This window comes from Mesorhizobium sp. WSM4846 (assembly GCF_055811415.1).
The window spans coordinates 194,565-209,966 of sequence record NZ_JBVVPZ010000004.1 but is presented as its reverse complement, the minus strand read 5'-3'; the positions used below and the strand labels follow the sequence as shown (position 1 = coordinate 209,966).

The window sequence follows — 15,402 nt, the reverse complement described above, 5'->3', positions numbered from 1 at the left end:
GATTGTAGAACTATGAGCTTGCGAGACATCTTTTCTTCAACGGCGAACGCGCTGGTGTTTTCGAACGTTCTGGCCTCGATCCTCGTCGCGATGAATTTTGCACAAGGGCTGGTGGGCGCGTTCAACACCATCATCCTGCTTGCGGTGATGTCGAGCCTCCTGCCCTACGCGCTCTGCTCGCTCGCCGAGCTTATGATCCTGATTCGGACTGGCCGGACAGTGGCTGGCGCCGGCGTCACCAAGGTCGCGATACTGGGCGGCGTTGGCTTCACCTATTCGCTCTGGGCGATCTACGGCGGGGGGGGGCCCAAACAGTCTTTCTCGGTTCCTGCTCATTCTCGTGGGAATTCCCATTCACGTCCTGATCAAATGGCGCAATGCCCGCGCCGGAGCCCACGGGGCCGCCGGTCTCAAGTAAGGGAGGTTCGACTATGCAACTCGGTGTTCATTCGGAAATCGGCAAGCTCCGCAAAGTGATGGTGTCGCGCCCGTCGCTGGCGCACGAAAGGCTGACGCCGGGTAACTGCCACGATCTCTTGTTCGACGACGTGATCTGGGTGCAGAAGGCACGATCCGATCATGCCGACTTCGTACTCAAAATGAAGGACCGCGGCATCGAGGTTTACGACATCCAGGACCTGCTGACGGAAGTCTTCGACACGGTGCCGGAGGGTCGTAAGTTCGTTCTGGACCGGAGAATAACGGACAATCAGGTCGGTCCCACGCTCTCGCGAATCCTGCGACCATGGCTCGACGAACTGGACGGTCATGCCCTCGCGCGGCACCTGCTCGGCGGCATTGTGCGCGATGACCTACCGGCCGACATGGTGACGCCCATCATGCAAGAGGTGCTGTCAGCGAGCGAGTTTATGGTCCGGCCTGTCCCGAACGCGCTGTTCCAGCGCGACCCGTCCTGCTGGATCTATGGCGGAGTGACCTGCAATCCGATGTTCTGGCCGGCGCGCCAGCCCGAGACGCTTTATCAGCGGGCCGTCTACAAGTTCCATCCCCTTTTCACGAAGAACGAATTCGAGATCTGGTGGGGCGACAGCGACGAGGACTGGGGCAATACCAGCATGGAGGGCGGCGACGTCATGCCGATCGGCAAGGGGGTGGTGCTGATCGGCATGGGCGAGCGCACCACACGGCAGGCGGTGAACCAGGTCGCCAACCGGCTGTTCGCCAAGCAAGCCGCCGAACGCGTTATCGCCTGCGTCATGCCGAAATCGCGGGCGGCGATGCATCTCGACACGGTGTTCACCTGCCTCGATCACGACAAGGTAACCGCCTTCCGCGAGGTAGTCGATGAGATCAACTGCTTCTCGCTGCGTCCAGGCGGCGATGCCGGTCTCGAGATCCATAAGGAGAACAAGCACCTGTTCGATATCTATAAGGAGGCGCTCGGGCTCGACGACCTGCACGTCATCGGCACCGGAGGCAACGCGTTCGAGCAGGAGCGGGAGCAATGGGACGACGGCAACAACGTCGTCGCGCTCGAGCCCGGGGTCATCATCGGCTACGACCGCAACACCCACACCAACACGCTGCTGCGCCGCGCAGGCGTCGAGGTCATCACCATCGGAAGCCAGGAACTCGGCCGCGGCCGCGGCGGTGGGCACTGCATGACCTGCCCGATCCTGCGCGACCCTGCCTACTGAGCCTTCGCCAACCAATTTCAGGGAGAAACATCATGGCATTCAATCTCAAGGGCCGCAGCTACCTCAAGATTGCGGATTTCACCCAGCGCGAGATGCTCTACCTGCTCGACCTTTCGCGTGATCTCAAGCGTGCGAAGTACGCCCGTTCCGAGCAGCAGGCGCTGAAGGACAAGAACATCTGCCTGATTTTCGAGAAAACCTCGACGCGCACCCGCTGCGCGTTCGAAGTCGCCGCCCACGACCAGGGCGCCCACATCACCTATCTCGATCCGGGCGGCAGCCAGATCGGCCACAAAGAATCCATGAAGGACACCGCCCGCGTCCTCGGGCGCATGTTCGATGCCATCGAGTACCGCGGCTCCGGTCAGGGATTGGTCGAGGAGCTTGCCCAACACGCCGGCGTGCCGGTCTATAACGGCCTGACCGACGACTGGCACCCCACCCAGATGCTCGCCGATATGCTGACCATGGTCGAGCATGCCGACAAGCCGCGTACCCAGATCTCGTATGCTTTCCTAGGCGACGCACGCAACAATATGGGCAATTCGCTGCTGATGTTGGGCGCGATCATGGGCTGCGACGTGCGCATGGTGGCTCCGAAGGAGAACCAACCGCATGAGGATGTGCGCGAGATGGCGGCCAAGCGCGCCGCCGAGACCGGCGCACGCATCACCATCACCGACGACGTGGCGAAAGGCGTTAAGGGGGTCGACTTTGTGCACACCGACGTCTGGGTGTCGATGGGAGAGGCAAAGGAAGTCTGGAAGAGTCGGATCGAGCTGCTGACGCCCTACCAGGTCAACATGAAGGTGATGAAGGCGACCGGCAACGCGAACGCGAAGTTCATGCACTGCCTGCCGGCCTTCCACAACACCGACACCAAGGTCGGCAAAGAAATGGCCGAGAAGTTCGGTATCACCGAAATGGAGGTAACTGAGGAAGTATTCGAGAGCCCGATGAACATCGCCTTCGAGCAGGCGGAAAACCGCATGCATACGATCAAGGCGATCCTTGTCGCCACGCTGGGGGCCTGAGCCATGGGACGCGTGGTGGTAGCACTCGGCGGCAACGCGCTTTTGAAACGCGGCGAGGACATGACCGCCACGAATCAACGCAAGAATGCCAAGGTCGCAGCCGAAGCCTTGGCGCCGCTATGCCTGGTGCACGAGACCGTCATCACTCACGGAAACGGCCCGCAGGTCGGACTGTTAGCCCTCCAGGAGATCGCTTACGAGGGCGAAGACTCTCCGTTGGATGTGCTCGGGGCAGAGACCGAGGGCATGATCGGCTACATGGTCGAACAGGAACTCGGCAACATCCTGCCGTTCGAAAAGCCGATCGCTACGATTCTGACCATGGTCGAGGTCAACCCCGATGATCCTGCGTTCAAGGACCCGACCAAGTTCATTGGAAAGGTTTACACCGAAGAGGAGGCGAAATCGGAGGCGGCGGCGAAAGGTTGGCAAGTCAAGCCCGACGGCAAGTATTGGCGCCGGGTCGTGGCCTCTCCGCTGCCACAGCGCATTTTCCAGCTCCGCCCGATCAAGTGGCTGCTTGAAAAGGACGCGGTGGTGATCGCCGCCGGCGGGGGCGGCATCCCGACGATGTATGAACCGGGCAAGGAGAGGCATCTGATCGGCGTCGAATGCGTGATCGACAAGGATCGTGCCTCGGCCCTGCTCGCTAAGGAAATCGGGGCGGATTTTTTCGTCGTCGCGACCGACACGGATGCTGTTTATCTCGATTGGGGCAAGCCTGGACAGCGCGCGATTCGCTCGGCTACGCCCGACGCGCTCGACGCCTACACCTTTCCTGCGGGCTCGATGGGGCCGAAAGTCGAGGCGGCGCAGGACTTCGCCCGGGTAACCGGTGGACGCGCCATCATCTGTGCCCTGCCGGATGTGCCCGCCGCGGTGCGAGGTGAAAAAGGTACTACCATCTCCGTCGATGCTGGAGACATTGTCTTCGGCTGAAGCGGGCAGTGCCGCCGCCACGGGGTACATCGGCGGCCCGACCATGTACGTTCGCAGACCGAAAAGTTCTTGCGCTTGCACTGGTCACATTCCCCGCAAATGATGGTGAAGGGAACGACGATGCGGTCTCCCTTCCTAAGCGCGCCGTTTACCCCGGATTCAACTTCCACCACCTCACCCATCATTTCGTGGCCCATAATGTCGCCTGGCAGAATTGCCGGAATGAGGTTGTGATAGAGATGCAGGTCCGAGCCGCAGATCGCGCAGCTCGTCACCTTGACGATGACGTCGCGCGGGTCCTCGATTTCGGGATCGGTAACCTCATCGCAACGTATGTCTTCTTTTCCATGCCAAACCAGCGCTCGCATGCTTAATCTCCGTAGGCCCGGTTCGCGGCGTCATGAGAGCGAGCTCGGCCGCTTTCCTTCAGGCTGCGAATTGGCTTTCCGGGGTCCAACCGCGAGGCAGCATCCATGTATCGGGTTGGATGCAGGGACACTGCCGGCTTCACTCGAACTCGCGCGCTATGCCGCTTGGCCCCTACTGGCCGGCGTGGCTGTCGCACTGGTAACCGCTATCCTGATGCGTGAAACCTACCCCGTGCAAGCGCCCGCCCCAGTACCGAACCATGTTTGACCGTGTAGTGGCCTTGCTTCGGATGATCGTGGGCTTCGCATTGCTGTGCGGGTTGGTTTTCTCTCCGACGCCTGCCGCAGCACAGAAACATCAACCGATTCGGGTGGCATCGGGGGTGCAGTATCAGTTCCTGGAGAGCTGGGATGTCGACCGGCTGAACAAAATCCTTCAAACGGACGCGCCTGGATGAAAGCGTACGCCAGGGAGGTGAGCGACAAATTTTGCAACGGTTCGACTGACTGAACGTCCGCTTCCGAGGTGAATTGGGCGGCGGGAAGGTCCGGTCAGGGTCAATTTACGTCGTAGAACGCTTGTGATGGCTTCTCATCCCCGTCGCCTAGTCCGGAGTGCGTCTGATACAGGAAACCGGCTGGTGCGCCATGCTACGCTCGCCGTAACCGGAAGAATTGCATAATCAACCACTAGAAGTTGATTCTCATTCGCCTGTGAGCAAACTGCAAACGGTGGTTTGCAGTTTGAACACCCCGGAAACAGCAGCATGACGAGCGCGGTCGCCTACTATCGGGTCTCGACACAGCGGCAAGGACGTTCAGGCTTGGGCATCGAGGCCCAGCGTGCCGCGGTCGCCCGCTTTGCCGAGGCCGAGGGAATGATCATCCTCCAGGAGTTCACCGAGATCGAAACCGGAAAGGGCGCGGATGCTCTTGATCGACGGCCGCAATTGAATGCCGCCCTCGCCCTTGCCCGCCAGGCCAGGTGCCCGGTCGTCGTGGCCAAGCTCGACCGCCTGTCGCGAGATGTCGCCTTCATAGCCGGCCTGATGGTCCAGCGCGTTCCTTTCATCGTCGCCGAACTAGGCGCCGATGCCGATCCGTTCATGTTGCACCTTTACGCCGCTTTGGCAGAGAAGGAGCGCCGGCTGATTTCGGAGCGCACCAAAGCCGCCCTCGCCTCTCGCAAGACCACTGGAATGAAGCTCGGCAATCCGACCAACACAGCGGAAGCTGCAGCGAGAGGTCGGAAGATCTCGATCCGGGAAGCTGACAGATTTGCCCAGACCGTGCTGCCGATCATCGCCTCCATCCAGCAGTCCGGCACCACCGGCCTGCGTGGCCTGGCCATCGCCCTGAACAATCGAGGCGTTCGAACAGCCCGCAACGGCCGATGGCAAGTTTCAAACGTGCGCAACATTTTGGCGCGGCAAGCTTCTGCAAACTTGCTTTTATAGGCGGGAATTTGCCAAGGGGGCGCCAGGACACCTGCTAGGGGAGCCGTGTCATCGAGCCAATGGACAGGTTTGCGGCGACTTCCGATATGCCTCTTCGCAACGCGGCGAACAAAACCATGGCCCTTCCGGGGCAGCCCGTCGATAGGATGCATAAGGAGCATGCATCTTGCACACCGGATCGATCCAGGCCGGGTCAGGCGAGGGGGCAAGTTCGATCTCATAAATGGGAACTTCGCCAGCTACCGATCGAAGGGCTACCTTTCCGAGATCTCGCACCAGGATGCCTTTGGCGGCAGCCGCATCGGCAATGGATTGAGTCGCAAGCAATTGACCGGGGGACGCAAGCGAAGCAATGCGTGCCGCTATGTTGACGGTCGATCCAAACAGATCACCCGCCCGGCGAATGACCGGCCCAGGTTCAGCGCGGCCCGCGTCAGCGGCAGGCGCGGTTCTTTTCGGCATGCCTGCAACAGCGCTCCAAGCGCCTGGATCGCTAACTCCGGCTCCGGAAACGAGGAGCATCGCTTCATCCCCGATCCATTTGATCGGAGGCTCGTAGCCAGCAAGCGCCTCGCGGACCATGCTCTCGAAAATCTCGAGCACATCGATTGCCGCTGCATCTCCATAAATGTCCGCGATGGCGCTAAAGCCCGCAAGATCGATGAATGCCACCGTAGCCGAAGCGCCGACGGAACTCTGCGTCTGGCTCAAATCCCTTTCCATGCGAAGTTATTTAACGCCGGTCGCACGGTCTCGCGAATCTCAGACGCCCAGCGGCGAGCGAGGAGGCGTCCATCTCGGCCTCAGCGTGCGCAAAGCTTGTAGCATCGCTCCAACAACCTCCGGGAACGTGCTGGCCATATCGCGGCAGAACGAAGCGTTCATTTTTGCAGAAAACCCCTTGACCTTCCAGTAACTGGAACCGCGGCGTTCGAACAGCGCGCAATGGCCGATGGCAGGTGTCAAACGTGCGCAACATTTTGGGGCGGCAAGCTTCTGCGAACCAAAGGTTCGTCCCATGCGCCGTGGCGGCCGACTCTACCGGTAAATATCTGGGTCTTGGCCTTCTACACTTCGTCTGCGGGGTGATCGGATCACTGCGGCTGTTAGAGTTGCGTCCGGGAAACGACAACAATCACCGTTGAAAGACAAGCAGTGCGACGGCGAGGCATGGGGAACCAGAACAACCGCGATCTGCAAAAGCGGCCATTTCGCTGAGCAGTTGCCTTCATGCCGGCGAAACGCATGCGCCTGGTGTTCAGTGCGAACAATAGCCCGCGCCCCACGAGGAAAGGACGCGGGCCGATCGGTGCATCTCCGATCTGCAGCCCATCGTTGGGAGGGAACAAGATTGCTGCACTTCCCGAACATTCATCTCAAGCATGTGTTCCAGAGAAAGCGAAATATGCCTGGAAAGTTTGCGCCATTGATCGCAACAAAACCCTCCCGCCGGCGTTCCGGTTCAATCCAAGTGCAAAAGGCTCACCATGGGCGAGGAAGAAAAGTCCGACCGCGACCGAATGACGGATTTCCAGGCGCAGTTCCTCGCCAAGGAAGCCGGAATAACTGAAGCTCAAGCGCGCGAGCTGATCGAGTTGATCGGCACCGATCGGGCATCACTACTTCGGGAAGCTCGGCTACTGAAAAGCCGGCTGAAGCCGCCGGACTCTTAGGAGCATTCAAAATGCTATCCATATGGGACAATTTTGAATAGAAGCGGCTCGATTGAATGAGGGTCGCGCGCGAGCAGATATCGATGATCTTCGCCAGACGATAAACGATACCCGCCGCCTAATACTGGCACCCGTAAGCTGTTGGATCGGCATTGCCGCAGACGATACGCTGAGCAGTAATCAAGCGCCTAAAATCCCGCACCCCAAATCGCACAGCATTCCACGCTCGACCTTTGCACATCGGCCGTCGATTCACGCGGCCTGCGGAGAGGACCGCGGCTGATTGTAGGGCGCAGGTGCAGCGTGCCATCTACGACTTCTTGGTCTTCGAATTCCTCTTCGGTTTCGGTGCCGATGCAGCAGGGAGAGCAGTCTCGGCTTTAAGTCGTTGCTCCCGCAGCCGAGCCGTCTTTGCGTCTCGTGCGACGCGCTCAATGTCTGTTAATGCCCGCGCAGCATCCGACGTGCGCTCCTGTCGGTCGTATTTTTCTTTATCGGTTAAGCCTTGCCTTTCCCGCATTGTTGTACCTCGATCTTGTACGGCGCTTTTGTTGGCGCCCGAACGATTGTCGCCAGATCGTGTTCCCCCCAGACAACAAAAAGCCCGCCACACCTTTCGGCACGGCGGGCTATCAGTCGTTTGCACAGGGCGGGCGGGGATCGTAAGAAAATCCTACGCGCGCCGGCTGCGCTGCGTCCACCAACCGGCAGTTGGAATGTTTCAACAGCTTGCCGTCATCCCGCATCCTTGCCGGCCGCAACCTGACGGTACCGGAACTGATTCCGGATGTGCTCGTTGAAATAGCGGCCTTTCGCAAAGGCGGCTTTGAACGCGGCGAAGGTCTCCGGCGGCACTTCCTCAAATTCGTATCGTTTGCCGCTGGCGACGAACCACACCGAGAGGATTCTGCTGTCGGGATCGTAGGCCATTTTTCGTATCGAGGTCGATGGCATGATATGGCTCGATCAAAAGTCTTCAACGATCGCAGAGCCTGTCACGTTCCTTCGCGGTATTGCTCCCGAGCAGCGCACGAGGATTTTCTCCGGCCACCTAACGCATCGCGGCATCGCAAGCGCGGCAGCGGGCACGGTCTTCCGGGTCTCTCTTTTCTACACCGGCAGCGAACTTCAACCTTCCAATCGCTTCGACCGCTTGGGCTAGGCGCTGTTGAATAGCCAATTCGACCCTCATACATAGGCGATCACACCTATCCGAGTTCAGCAGGAAGCGCAGCGATGCTGATGATCGCGAGTTTGGCCCTGGTGGATCGGCCTTTTGCAGCCGGAGCGGGAATGTTCTTGTTCGCCCCACGTTTCGGCGCGAAGATCTGGTACAGGCGTTGATCACGAACCGCCAGTTCTTTGCCCGAGACGCCTGCGTTGTCGCTCGCGATATGATTGGCGCCACGCTTCTTGTGCACGGCGTGGGCGGGATCGTCGTCGAAACGGAAGCCTATCGCGCCGATGACCCAGCCTCACACAGTTTTGGCGGTCGGACTTCGCGAAACAGCGCGATCTTCGGCGCCCCAGGAAGCGCATACGTCTATCGCTCCTATGGTCTGCATTGGTGCCTGAATGCCGTCTGTCTTGCCGGAAGTGCTGTCCTTGTGCGCGCAATCGAACCGCAATCAAAGCTCGACCTGATGCGGGCCAAACGCGGCGTTGATGACCTTCGATTTCTTTGTTCGGGCCCGGGTCGCGTTTGCCAAGCGCTCGCTGTCGATGCATCTTATGACGGGCTGCCACTGGACCAGCTTCCGTTCCAGTTCAAGCAGCCGCCAGAAGCCAGAGCCAGCTCCATCTTGGCGGGACGCCGGATCGGCATCTCCAAGGCTGTCGATGTCGTGTGGCGGTTCGGACTGGCAGGCTCGTTGTACTTGAGGCGCAAGTTTTAAGTTGCGTCTGCACGAGTAATTGCCTGGTGACGAGTTCGGGTAATCAGCAAAGTGCAGGGTCCCTACGCGACGCTAGTTTGGCCCGCGATTTCGTCTAGCTTCAATCAGGAGGCGATGGAGCCTAGCTTTCAAGTGATGGTCGGTTGCATGCTGGAGCGGCTGGATGCCAAGAGGCACCAGCTCCCGACCGCCCACGCCCAGAATCCCCGCCGGCCGGCGCCAAAGTTAAAACATAATCAGCCGACCACCACGATTGGCTGAGATGGTAGAAAGCTGGTTATTCTCATTGGTCGCTCGAACAAGCCACTGAGGTCCTGGGCAGGGCAGTATCGCTATCACATGAACTCGTCGCATGGGGTGGCGCAGTGTTTCTGCAGACGGCGGATGTTTGTTTGCGGGCGCAGGTCTGCACCTGCATCCTTTGGCGCTTTCATACGTTTGCCCGCGAAGAAGATGCTCCGGGCCGGCAGCCATGTCGAAAAAAACAACCGACGACGCTTACGAAGATCAAGTGCAGCTTGAGCGGCGGGCCAGACGGCAGGGCCGCGGACGCAATGCCGAATGGCCCTCAGAGATCCCCAGCCGTGGCTGGAAAGACGTGCTGTGGCGGGTCTTTGCTGAAGTAAACGAGGACCGTGTTATGCTGATCGCGGCCGGGGCCGCATTCTATCTGCTCCTTGCCCTCTTTCCCGCGCTTGCCGCGTTCGTGTCCATCTACGGTTTTGTCGCCGACCCTCAGACCATCGCTGAGCACATTGCGTTCCTTGGGGGCGTACTGCCTTCGGGCGGTCTGGATATTATCAGATCTCAGCTTGCGTCCTTGGCCGCTCAGAAGACTGGCGCGCTCAGCTTCGGCTTCATGTTCGGCCTTGCCGTCGCACTGTGGAGCGCCAGTAACGGCATCAAGACGCTATTCGAAGCCATGAACATCGCCTACGAGGAGAGTGAAAAGCGCGGCTTTATCCATCTGAATCTTCTGGCCTTGGGCTTCACACTTGGCGCCATCCTCATCGGTATCGGCTTTATCGTCTCGGTGGGGATCGTGCCGGCCATGCTTGCGCTGCTGAACCTCGGCGGTTGGACCGAAGCCCTTGTGCGGATCTTTCGGTGGCCGATGATGCTGATCCTGGTCGGCCTCGGGATCACGCTGATCTACCGCTACGGCCCCAGCCGCGAAAGGGCAAAGTGGCAATGGGCGACATGGGGCGCCTTCCTCGCGGCTGGGGTGTGGATCGCGGTCTCGATAGGGTTTTCCTATTACCTTGAAAACTTCGCCGACTACAACGCGACGTATGGAGCCCTGGGGGCAGTCATCGGCTTGATGATGTGGACCTGGATCTCCGTGATTGTCCTGATTGTGGGGGCGGAGCTGAATGCCGAGATGGAGCATCAGACCGCCAAGGACACCACCACAGGTGCGCAGCAGCCGATGGGCGCGCGAGGTGCCACGGTCGCCGACACGCTGGGCGGATCGGCCGATGCCGCCGACCAGCAGTCGCGTTCGGGCGAGCACAACACTTAGCGCGCAGATCCTTGGAATCTCCGCGCAACTTCGCTTGGCGCAAATGACGGTGTTAGATGCCGTCATCTTTCGAACTGGCCTATGGAGGATGTGGGTTATCCTCCCCACTACGGACGACAAAGCAGGGTTCAGATGCCGCTCCCTCGGTAGCGAACTCCCAGATCATGCAAGTGCCGGTTCGCGGAGCGATTTATGCCGTGAAGAATATGATTGCGAAAGGAGTAGGCTGTGGGAACGCTAATGCGCGATGCGTCGGTTGAATTGCCGACGACGGTGGCGCTCGTCGCTACCGCGACTTTCGCCGAAGCCGCCGATTATAGGGGCTAGTCGGTTTTCCCCAGCAACCGCTCATATTCCCGCTCCGGCTCGCTGTAGGTGCCATCGGCCAACTGGAACAGACCATCACGATCCCTGATGACGATCTCACCCCGCGTGGCTCTGATTAGGCCCCTGCCCTCAAGCTCCTGGATTGCAACCGTGACACCCGGGCGCCGCACACCGAGCATGACGGATATGAATTCGTGGGTGATTGCAAGCCGGTCGGTGCGGACGCGATCGTGGCACATCAGAAGCCAGCGAGCCAAACGTTCGTCCAACTTCGACCGTGCGTTTACCAGGGCGGTGTAGCTGGTCTGAATATAGAGGGTCTGGACATAGAGAAGCAGAACAGCCTTCAGCGTAGTGCTCTCAGACAGAGCAGACGACAGTGCCGGGGCTGGAACTCGCAAGCCGCTTCCCGCCAGTTGCATATAGGTGTCATGTGCGGCGCGATCGCCGCCTAGGGCCACTAAGGCTCCGGTCATGCCTTCCATGCCGATCAGGCCGACCTCGGTATCCCGGCCCTTAGGTAGTTTGGCGACTACCGACGCGATGCCGTCTTCCAGGAAATACACGTGTTCGATAACGGACTTCGTCGACTCAAGCTGGGTCCGCATCGGCAGCGCTACCCGTTCCAGGTTGGGTTCGATCGATGCCAGATCGCCAGGGGAAAGTCGCCGCAATAAAGCATTTTGATAGGGAATATTGGGCTGGTTAAACATAACTCCACCCTCGGTAGGGCAAGAGCTTTCTGATCTCCCAGCCGTTCGCGCCCGTGACAACGTGCGAACGATAAGACTACATATGGGGGTGCTAAAGTCCCGAAGCCAATCACTTTAAGCACTAAGGGCGGGTACCGGGCATTCTGGCGGCATCCGAGAAGGGAAATCGAAACACCAATGCGTGTTTTTCGTCGCATATCTCAAAGATCGCGCCTGTCAGCATGGGCTTCCCGCTGAGCAGTCCTTCCGCCAGGATCTCCTTGGCGGAGGCCATCGCGTTCTCCTCAGCCTGCGCCAAATCCGCAAACTCCTGCCCCTCGAGGTCCTCCATGAGGTGCCCCTCCTCGTTCCGGATATGGAAAAAATATCTTGGCATGCCAGTCCACCTCCATGGACTATCTAGATGCATGGAGGCTCATGGATAGTGTCGGAAACGTACCAACCGGGGACATGTATGAACCGGACATTCGACGTGTCTGAGCGCTGGCGCAGGCCAGCGGGTCAGCTGACGCTGTCGGTGATTTCTGACCTGTCGAACAGCACGCCGAGACCATGTTCGACGGCACAGGCGGCGATCATGTCGTCAAGGGCTTTCCCGGACACAGGGCAATTGGGGAGGACTTCCCGTATGGCGGTTTCAGCTCTCGATGTTGAAACCACATCGTGCCGCCTTTTCCTGGTCTCCATATAGTGCTCGACCAGGGTTTTAAGACGCCTTGCCGCAATCTCATCTGCAAACATTGTTGTTCACTCCTGATTAGTCAGGTCGCCGGGAAACAATGGCCCGCCCCTGTACGAGGGCGGGCCAATCCAATCGAGTGACCGGTGATCCGAGTGAGGGACCTGGATCGCTAAAGTAAGTTTGAGCCGGATTGTTCGTTCCATGGCGGCTACGGCTTGGTAATTCCCGTACATTGATTCCTATACTGAGGTCTGCGGGCGGGCAAAGGGGAAGCCTCGGTTGCGAGCGACACCAACCCCTCTTATGGGTACGCCGGACCTCGCCGCCGGTCAGGCGGCGCAGGAATTCAGCAAGAGAGCAGGTCGGATGATGCGCGCGCCAGCGGTCATAAGCTTCACTGTTTCGCGCGCTTAATGCTTTGTTTCACCTGACTTTCTCGCAAAGAATTGGCGGGACCTCCGCCTTCCCTCCGCGCGTTTTGGTCCGCACAAAAAAAGCGTTTGGCGCCGGATCAGTCCGACGCGCCCCGAGACGCACTTCACGTCGTTTTCAGATTGAGCCTCGACCCTTCACCGGTCGAACATGCGGCCTAGTAGCGCCAGCTCGGAGGGGCGGGACACACCTGCTCCTTCAGCTTGTCGGGAAGGCATAACACTCCCCGCCTGCCCACGCCAGAACCCTGCCCTCTCTATCCCGTTCAGACTCATCGTGCCTGCTTGCCACGGACGAGTTCGCCTTCGGACGGCGGCGCTTGGCCTGCCGTTCAGGAACAACAACGCCCAAGCCAAGTTCGGTGGTGCAGGAGGTAAGGACAATGCGAACACTAAGAACATTATTTGGATACTTGTGGCGCTCGAATTGCAAGTCGCCGCCCGACCTTGCGCCGCCCGTCGATGCGATCGTTCGTCTGCTGAAAGAAAAGCAAAACTCGCTACAAAGAAAGGACTTGGTCGACCAGATCAGACTGCTGGCGGCTGACCGCTGGCGACGCAGCTTGGGAAGGATCGGCATCATGCCCCGGCTAGCCCTGGGTCGCTGGCGCATGGACCACGCCCGACTGGAAGGCAGCCGAAGCCCCGGTTCGAAGCTTGGCTGTGCTGGAGCCGGAACTTGCCATCGGGACGGTGCCCCGCGGCAGGCACGGGCATGCGGCAAGGCCTTGGTCGCCTGAGGTCAGGTTCGCGCCAGTTAGTCACCGCTCAATTCTGGCTGGCAGGTGACGACATGTCTTTTCGTGCAAGGCCCCGCACAGCTTCAAGACCCCGTGGGAAGCCGCTGCGGTTACTAAAATCCTGCGGTTGCCGGCGGCCTCGAGCGTGCCGGGCGCTTACCTTTTGCGCCGTCAATAAATCGATGAGTGTCACACCGGCAACGAGCACCAATGCAAGTCCGACGTTGTCACGTTTTGGATTGTCATGCCGGAACGCCCATAGGAGTGTTCCGATGTCGAGCCCATCACCGGCCACACGGCTCCAAAGCCCGGACTGTCTGTCTGCCGACAAGGACAGAATGCCGCTGCTGAGTTCACGCGCTCCATAGGCGCGGATCACGCCTTCCTTACCAGGTATGCCGAGTGCGCGGGCGATGCGCTCGGAGGCTATGAGTTCGACCATGCCCAGCGCAATGCTAAACCATCCGAGTTTGCGCGCTACCATATCGGAGGGCGCGAGCGCCTTCGGGCCAGATTTTACGACCTTTGGGTCGCTTGGCCGTCTGCTGAGATTGCCCAATTTTCTAAGCATGTTCATGACACTGATCCTATGGCTTCAGTACGACTTTGACGCAACTGTCCTGCTTGTCGCGAAAGATCTTGTACATCTCGGGTCCTTGTTCGAGCCCGGCAGTGTGGGTGATGACAAACGACGGGTCGATCTGACCTTCTTCGATGCGGCGCAGTAGGTCGTCGGTCCAGCGGTTCACATGGGTCTGGCCCATCCTGAAGGTCAGGCCCTTGTTCATGGCTTGGCCCATCGGGATCTTGTCGACGAACCCACTGTACACGCCCGCGATTGAGATGACGCCGGCTGGCCTGCAGACATAGATCATTTCACGCAGCACGTGGGGCCGATCGCTCTCCATCAGCATCATCTGCTTCGCGCGGTCATAAACAGTGTCTGGTTGACGAAAAGACACGTGACTTTCCATCCCGATGGCGTCGATGCATTTATCTGGCCCCTTGCCGCCTGTAAGCTCGTTCAGCCTTTCAACAACGCTCTCCTCCAGGAAGTTGGTGGTGATCGCGCCGCCCGCTCCGGCCATGGAAAGGCGTTCGGGCAGGCAATCTATGCCCACGACCTGCTTGGCACCGAGAAGAATGGCGCTGCGGATTGCCATCTGCCCCACCGGGCCACAGCCCCAGATCGCGACGGTATCGGAGGGCTCGATTTCGCACTGGACAGCAGCCTGCCAGCCAGTTGGCAATATGTCGCCAAGGAAGAGGACCTGCTCATCGGAGAGCCCGACCGGTACCTTGATGTGCGTTGCATCGGCAAATGGTACGCGAACATACTCCGCTTGTCCGCCCGGGTAACCGCCGGTCAGATGGGTATACCCAAACAGCCCAGCCGTCGTGTGACCGAACGCCTTGTCGGCGATGTTCTTGTTGCGGTTGGTACGTTCGCAGACCGAAAAGTTCCGGCGCTTGCACTGGTCACATTCCCCGCAAATGATGGTGAAGGGAACGACGATGCGGTCTCCCTTCCTAAGCGCGCCGTTTACCCCGGATTCAACTTCCACCACCTCACCCATCATTTCGTGGCCCATAATGTCGCCTGGCAGAATTGCCGGAATGAGGTTGTGATAGAGATGCAGGTCCGAGCCGCAGATCGCGCAGCTCGTCACCTTGACGATGACGTCGCGCGGGTCCTCGATTTCGGGATCGGTAACCTCATCGCAACGTATGTCTTCTTTTCCATGCCAAACCAGCGCTCGCATGCTTAATCTCCGTAGGCCCGGTTCGCGGCGTCATGAGAGCGAGCTCGGCCGCTTTCCTTCAGGCTGCGAATTGGCTTTCCGGGGTCCAACCGCGAGGCAGCATCCATGTTCCCCGCCTCCGTTAAAAAACTTAGGCCGGCTTTTGTAGGTGGGGCTGTTGGCAGTGTCGGAGCGTCGAGAAGGCGGTGGCCGCCCTGCCG

At 59.5% G+C, this 15,402-nt stretch carries 17 protein-coding genes and 1 pseudogene; 9 read left to right on the top strand and 9 right to left on the bottom strand.

Features of this window, described 5'->3' with window-relative positions:
• The first annotated feature begins 18 nt into the window (after positions 1 to 18).
• From AC0L15_RS06255 to arcC, 4 genes are read left to right on the top strand one after another with little or no spacing between them, the layout of a single operon-like run.
• Positions 19 to 477: a hypothetical protein gene (locus AC0L15_RS06255; protein ID WP_473496013.1), complete on the top strand. Its 459-nt coding sequence runs from the start codon at positions 19 to 21 to the stop codon at positions 475 to 477.
• Positions 432 to 1,658: an arginine deiminase gene (gene arcA / locus AC0L15_RS06250; RefSeq protein ID WP_287242168.1), complete on the top strand. Its 1,227-nt coding sequence runs from the start codon at positions 432 to 434 to the stop codon at positions 1,656 to 1,658. The genes AC0L15_RS06255 and arcA overlap by 46 nt, the downstream gene beginning before the upstream one ends.
• A gap of 32 nt (positions 1,659 to 1,690) precedes the next feature.
• Positions 1,691 to 2,692 carry an ornithine carbamoyltransferase gene (locus AC0L15_RS06245; protein ID WP_473496012.1) on the top strand — a complete coding sequence of 334 codons (1,002 nt, stop codon included), beginning with the start codon at positions 1,691 to 1,693 and terminating at the stop codon, positions 2,690 to 2,692.
• Positions 2,693 to 2,695: 3 nt separating this feature from the next.
• A complete protein-coding gene (arcC, locus tag AC0L15_RS06240) occupies positions 2,696 to 3,631 on the top strand; it encodes a carbamate kinase (protein ID WP_473496011.1) in 936 nt (311 codons plus the stop codon).
• A gap of 44 nt (positions 3,632 to 3,675) precedes the next feature.
• Here the strand turns inward: arcC and AC0L15_RS06235 are convergent.
• A pseudogene (locus AC0L15_RS06235) lies at positions 3,676 to 3,999 on the bottom strand (alcohol dehydrogenase catalytic domain-containing protein); the annotation flags it as partial.
• 767 nt (positions 4,000 to 4,766) lie between these two features.
• Here AC0L15_RS06235 and AC0L15_RS06230 point away from each other — a divergent pair.
• Positions 4,767 to 5,456: a recombinase family protein gene (locus tag AC0L15_RS06230; RefSeq protein ID WP_473496010.1), complete on the top strand. Its 690-nt coding sequence runs from the start codon at positions 4,767 to 4,769 to the stop codon at positions 5,454 to 5,456.
• A 48-nt stretch (positions 5,457 to 5,504) separates the two neighbouring features.
• Here the strand turns inward: AC0L15_RS06230 and AC0L15_RS06225 are convergent, their stop codons facing one another.
• Positions 5,505 to 6,167 carry an adenylate/guanylate cyclase domain-containing protein gene (locus AC0L15_RS06225; RefSeq protein WP_473496009.1) on the bottom strand — a complete coding sequence of 221 codons (663 nt, stop codon included), beginning with the start codon at positions 6,165 to 6,167 and terminating at the stop codon, positions 5,505 to 5,507.
• A gap of 776 nt (positions 6,168 to 6,943) precedes the next feature.
• Between AC0L15_RS06225 and AC0L15_RS06220 the strand changes: the two genes are divergently transcribed.
• Positions 6,944 to 7,129: a hypothetical protein gene (locus tag AC0L15_RS06220; RefSeq protein ID WP_128186764.1), complete on the top strand. Its 186-nt coding sequence runs from the start codon at positions 6,944 to 6,946 to the stop codon at positions 7,127 to 7,129.
• Between the two features lie 735 nt (positions 7,130 to 7,864).
• Here the strand turns inward: AC0L15_RS06220 and AC0L15_RS06215 are convergent.
• Positions 7,865 to 8,083 (bottom strand): KTSC domain-containing protein, encoded by a 219-nt coding sequence (locus AC0L15_RS06215; protein ID WP_287246223.1) that lies wholly within the window; start codon positions 8,081 to 8,083, stop codon positions 7,865 to 7,867.
• Between AC0L15_RS06215 and AC0L15_RS06210 the strand changes: the two genes are divergently transcribed.
• Positions 8,082 to 8,291 (top strand): hypothetical protein, encoded by a 210-nt coding sequence (locus AC0L15_RS06210; RefSeq protein ID WP_287246221.1) that lies wholly within the window; start codon positions 8,082 to 8,084, stop codon positions 8,289 to 8,291. The two genes, AC0L15_RS06215 and AC0L15_RS06210, sit on opposite strands and share 2 nt — an antisense overlap.
• Before the next feature lie 46 nt (positions 8,292 to 8,337).
• On the opposite strand, the gene AC0L15_RS06205 is transcribed toward AC0L15_RS06210, so the two are convergent.
• Positions 8,338 to 8,550 carry a hypothetical protein gene (locus AC0L15_RS06205; protein WP_287322620.1) on the bottom strand — a complete coding sequence of 71 codons (213 nt, stop codon included), beginning with the start codon at positions 8,548 to 8,550 and terminating at the stop codon, positions 8,338 to 8,340.
• On the opposite strand from AC0L15_RS06205, the gene AC0L15_RS06200 reads away from it, so the two are divergent.
• Both AC0L15_RS06200 and AC0L15_RS06195 read left to right on the top strand, forming a co-directional pair.
• Positions 8,524 to 9,024 carry a DNA-3-methyladenine glycosylase gene (locus tag AC0L15_RS06200; RefSeq protein ID WP_473496008.1) on the top strand — a complete coding sequence of 167 codons (501 nt, stop codon included), beginning with the start codon at positions 8,524 to 8,526 and terminating at the stop codon, positions 9,022 to 9,024. The two genes, AC0L15_RS06205 and AC0L15_RS06200, sit on opposite strands and share 27 nt — an antisense overlap.
• A gap of 472 nt (positions 9,025 to 9,496) precedes the next feature.
• Positions 9,497 to 10,546 carry a YihY/virulence factor BrkB family protein gene (locus AC0L15_RS06195; protein WP_473496007.1) on the top strand — a complete coding sequence of 350 codons (1,050 nt, stop codon included), beginning with the start codon at positions 9,497 to 9,499 and terminating at the stop codon, positions 10,544 to 10,546.
• Between the two features lie 323 nt (positions 10,547 to 10,869).
• On the opposite strand, the gene AC0L15_RS06190 is transcribed toward AC0L15_RS06195, so the two are convergent.
• The 5 genes from AC0L15_RS06190 to AC0L15_RS06170 all read right to left on the bottom strand — a co-directional run bounded on the left by AC0L15_RS06190 (position 10,870) and on the right by AC0L15_RS06170 (position 15,202).
• A complete protein-coding gene (locus AC0L15_RS06190; protein WP_287068290.1) occupies positions 10,870 to 11,586 on the bottom strand; it encodes a Crp/Fnr family transcriptional regulator in 717 nt (238 codons plus the stop codon).
• A gap of 121 nt (positions 11,587 to 11,707) precedes the next feature.
• Positions 11,708 to 11,962 carry a DUF6894 family protein gene (locus tag AC0L15_RS06185; protein WP_473496006.1) on the bottom strand — a complete coding sequence of 85 codons (255 nt, stop codon included), beginning with the start codon at positions 11,960 to 11,962 and terminating at the stop codon, positions 11,708 to 11,710.
• Positions 11,963 to 12,087: 125 nt separating this feature from the next.
• Positions 12,088 to 12,327 (bottom strand): hypothetical protein, encoded by a 240-nt coding sequence (locus AC0L15_RS06180; RefSeq protein WP_287068288.1) that lies wholly within the window; start codon positions 12,325 to 12,327, stop codon positions 12,088 to 12,090.
• A gap of 1,140 nt (positions 12,328 to 13,467) precedes the next feature.
• Positions 13,468 to 14,016, bottom strand: coding sequence for a hypothetical protein (locus AC0L15_RS06175; RefSeq protein WP_473496005.1), 549 nt, complete (start codon positions 14,014 to 14,016; stop codon positions 13,468 to 13,470).
• A gap of 10 nt (positions 14,017 to 14,026) precedes the next feature.
• Positions 14,027 to 15,202, bottom strand: coding sequence for a zinc-dependent alcohol dehydrogenase (locus tag AC0L15_RS06170; RefSeq protein ID WP_473496004.1), 1,176 nt, complete (start codon positions 15,200 to 15,202; stop codon positions 14,027 to 14,029).
• Positions 15,203 to 15,402: the final 200 nt, after the last annotated feature.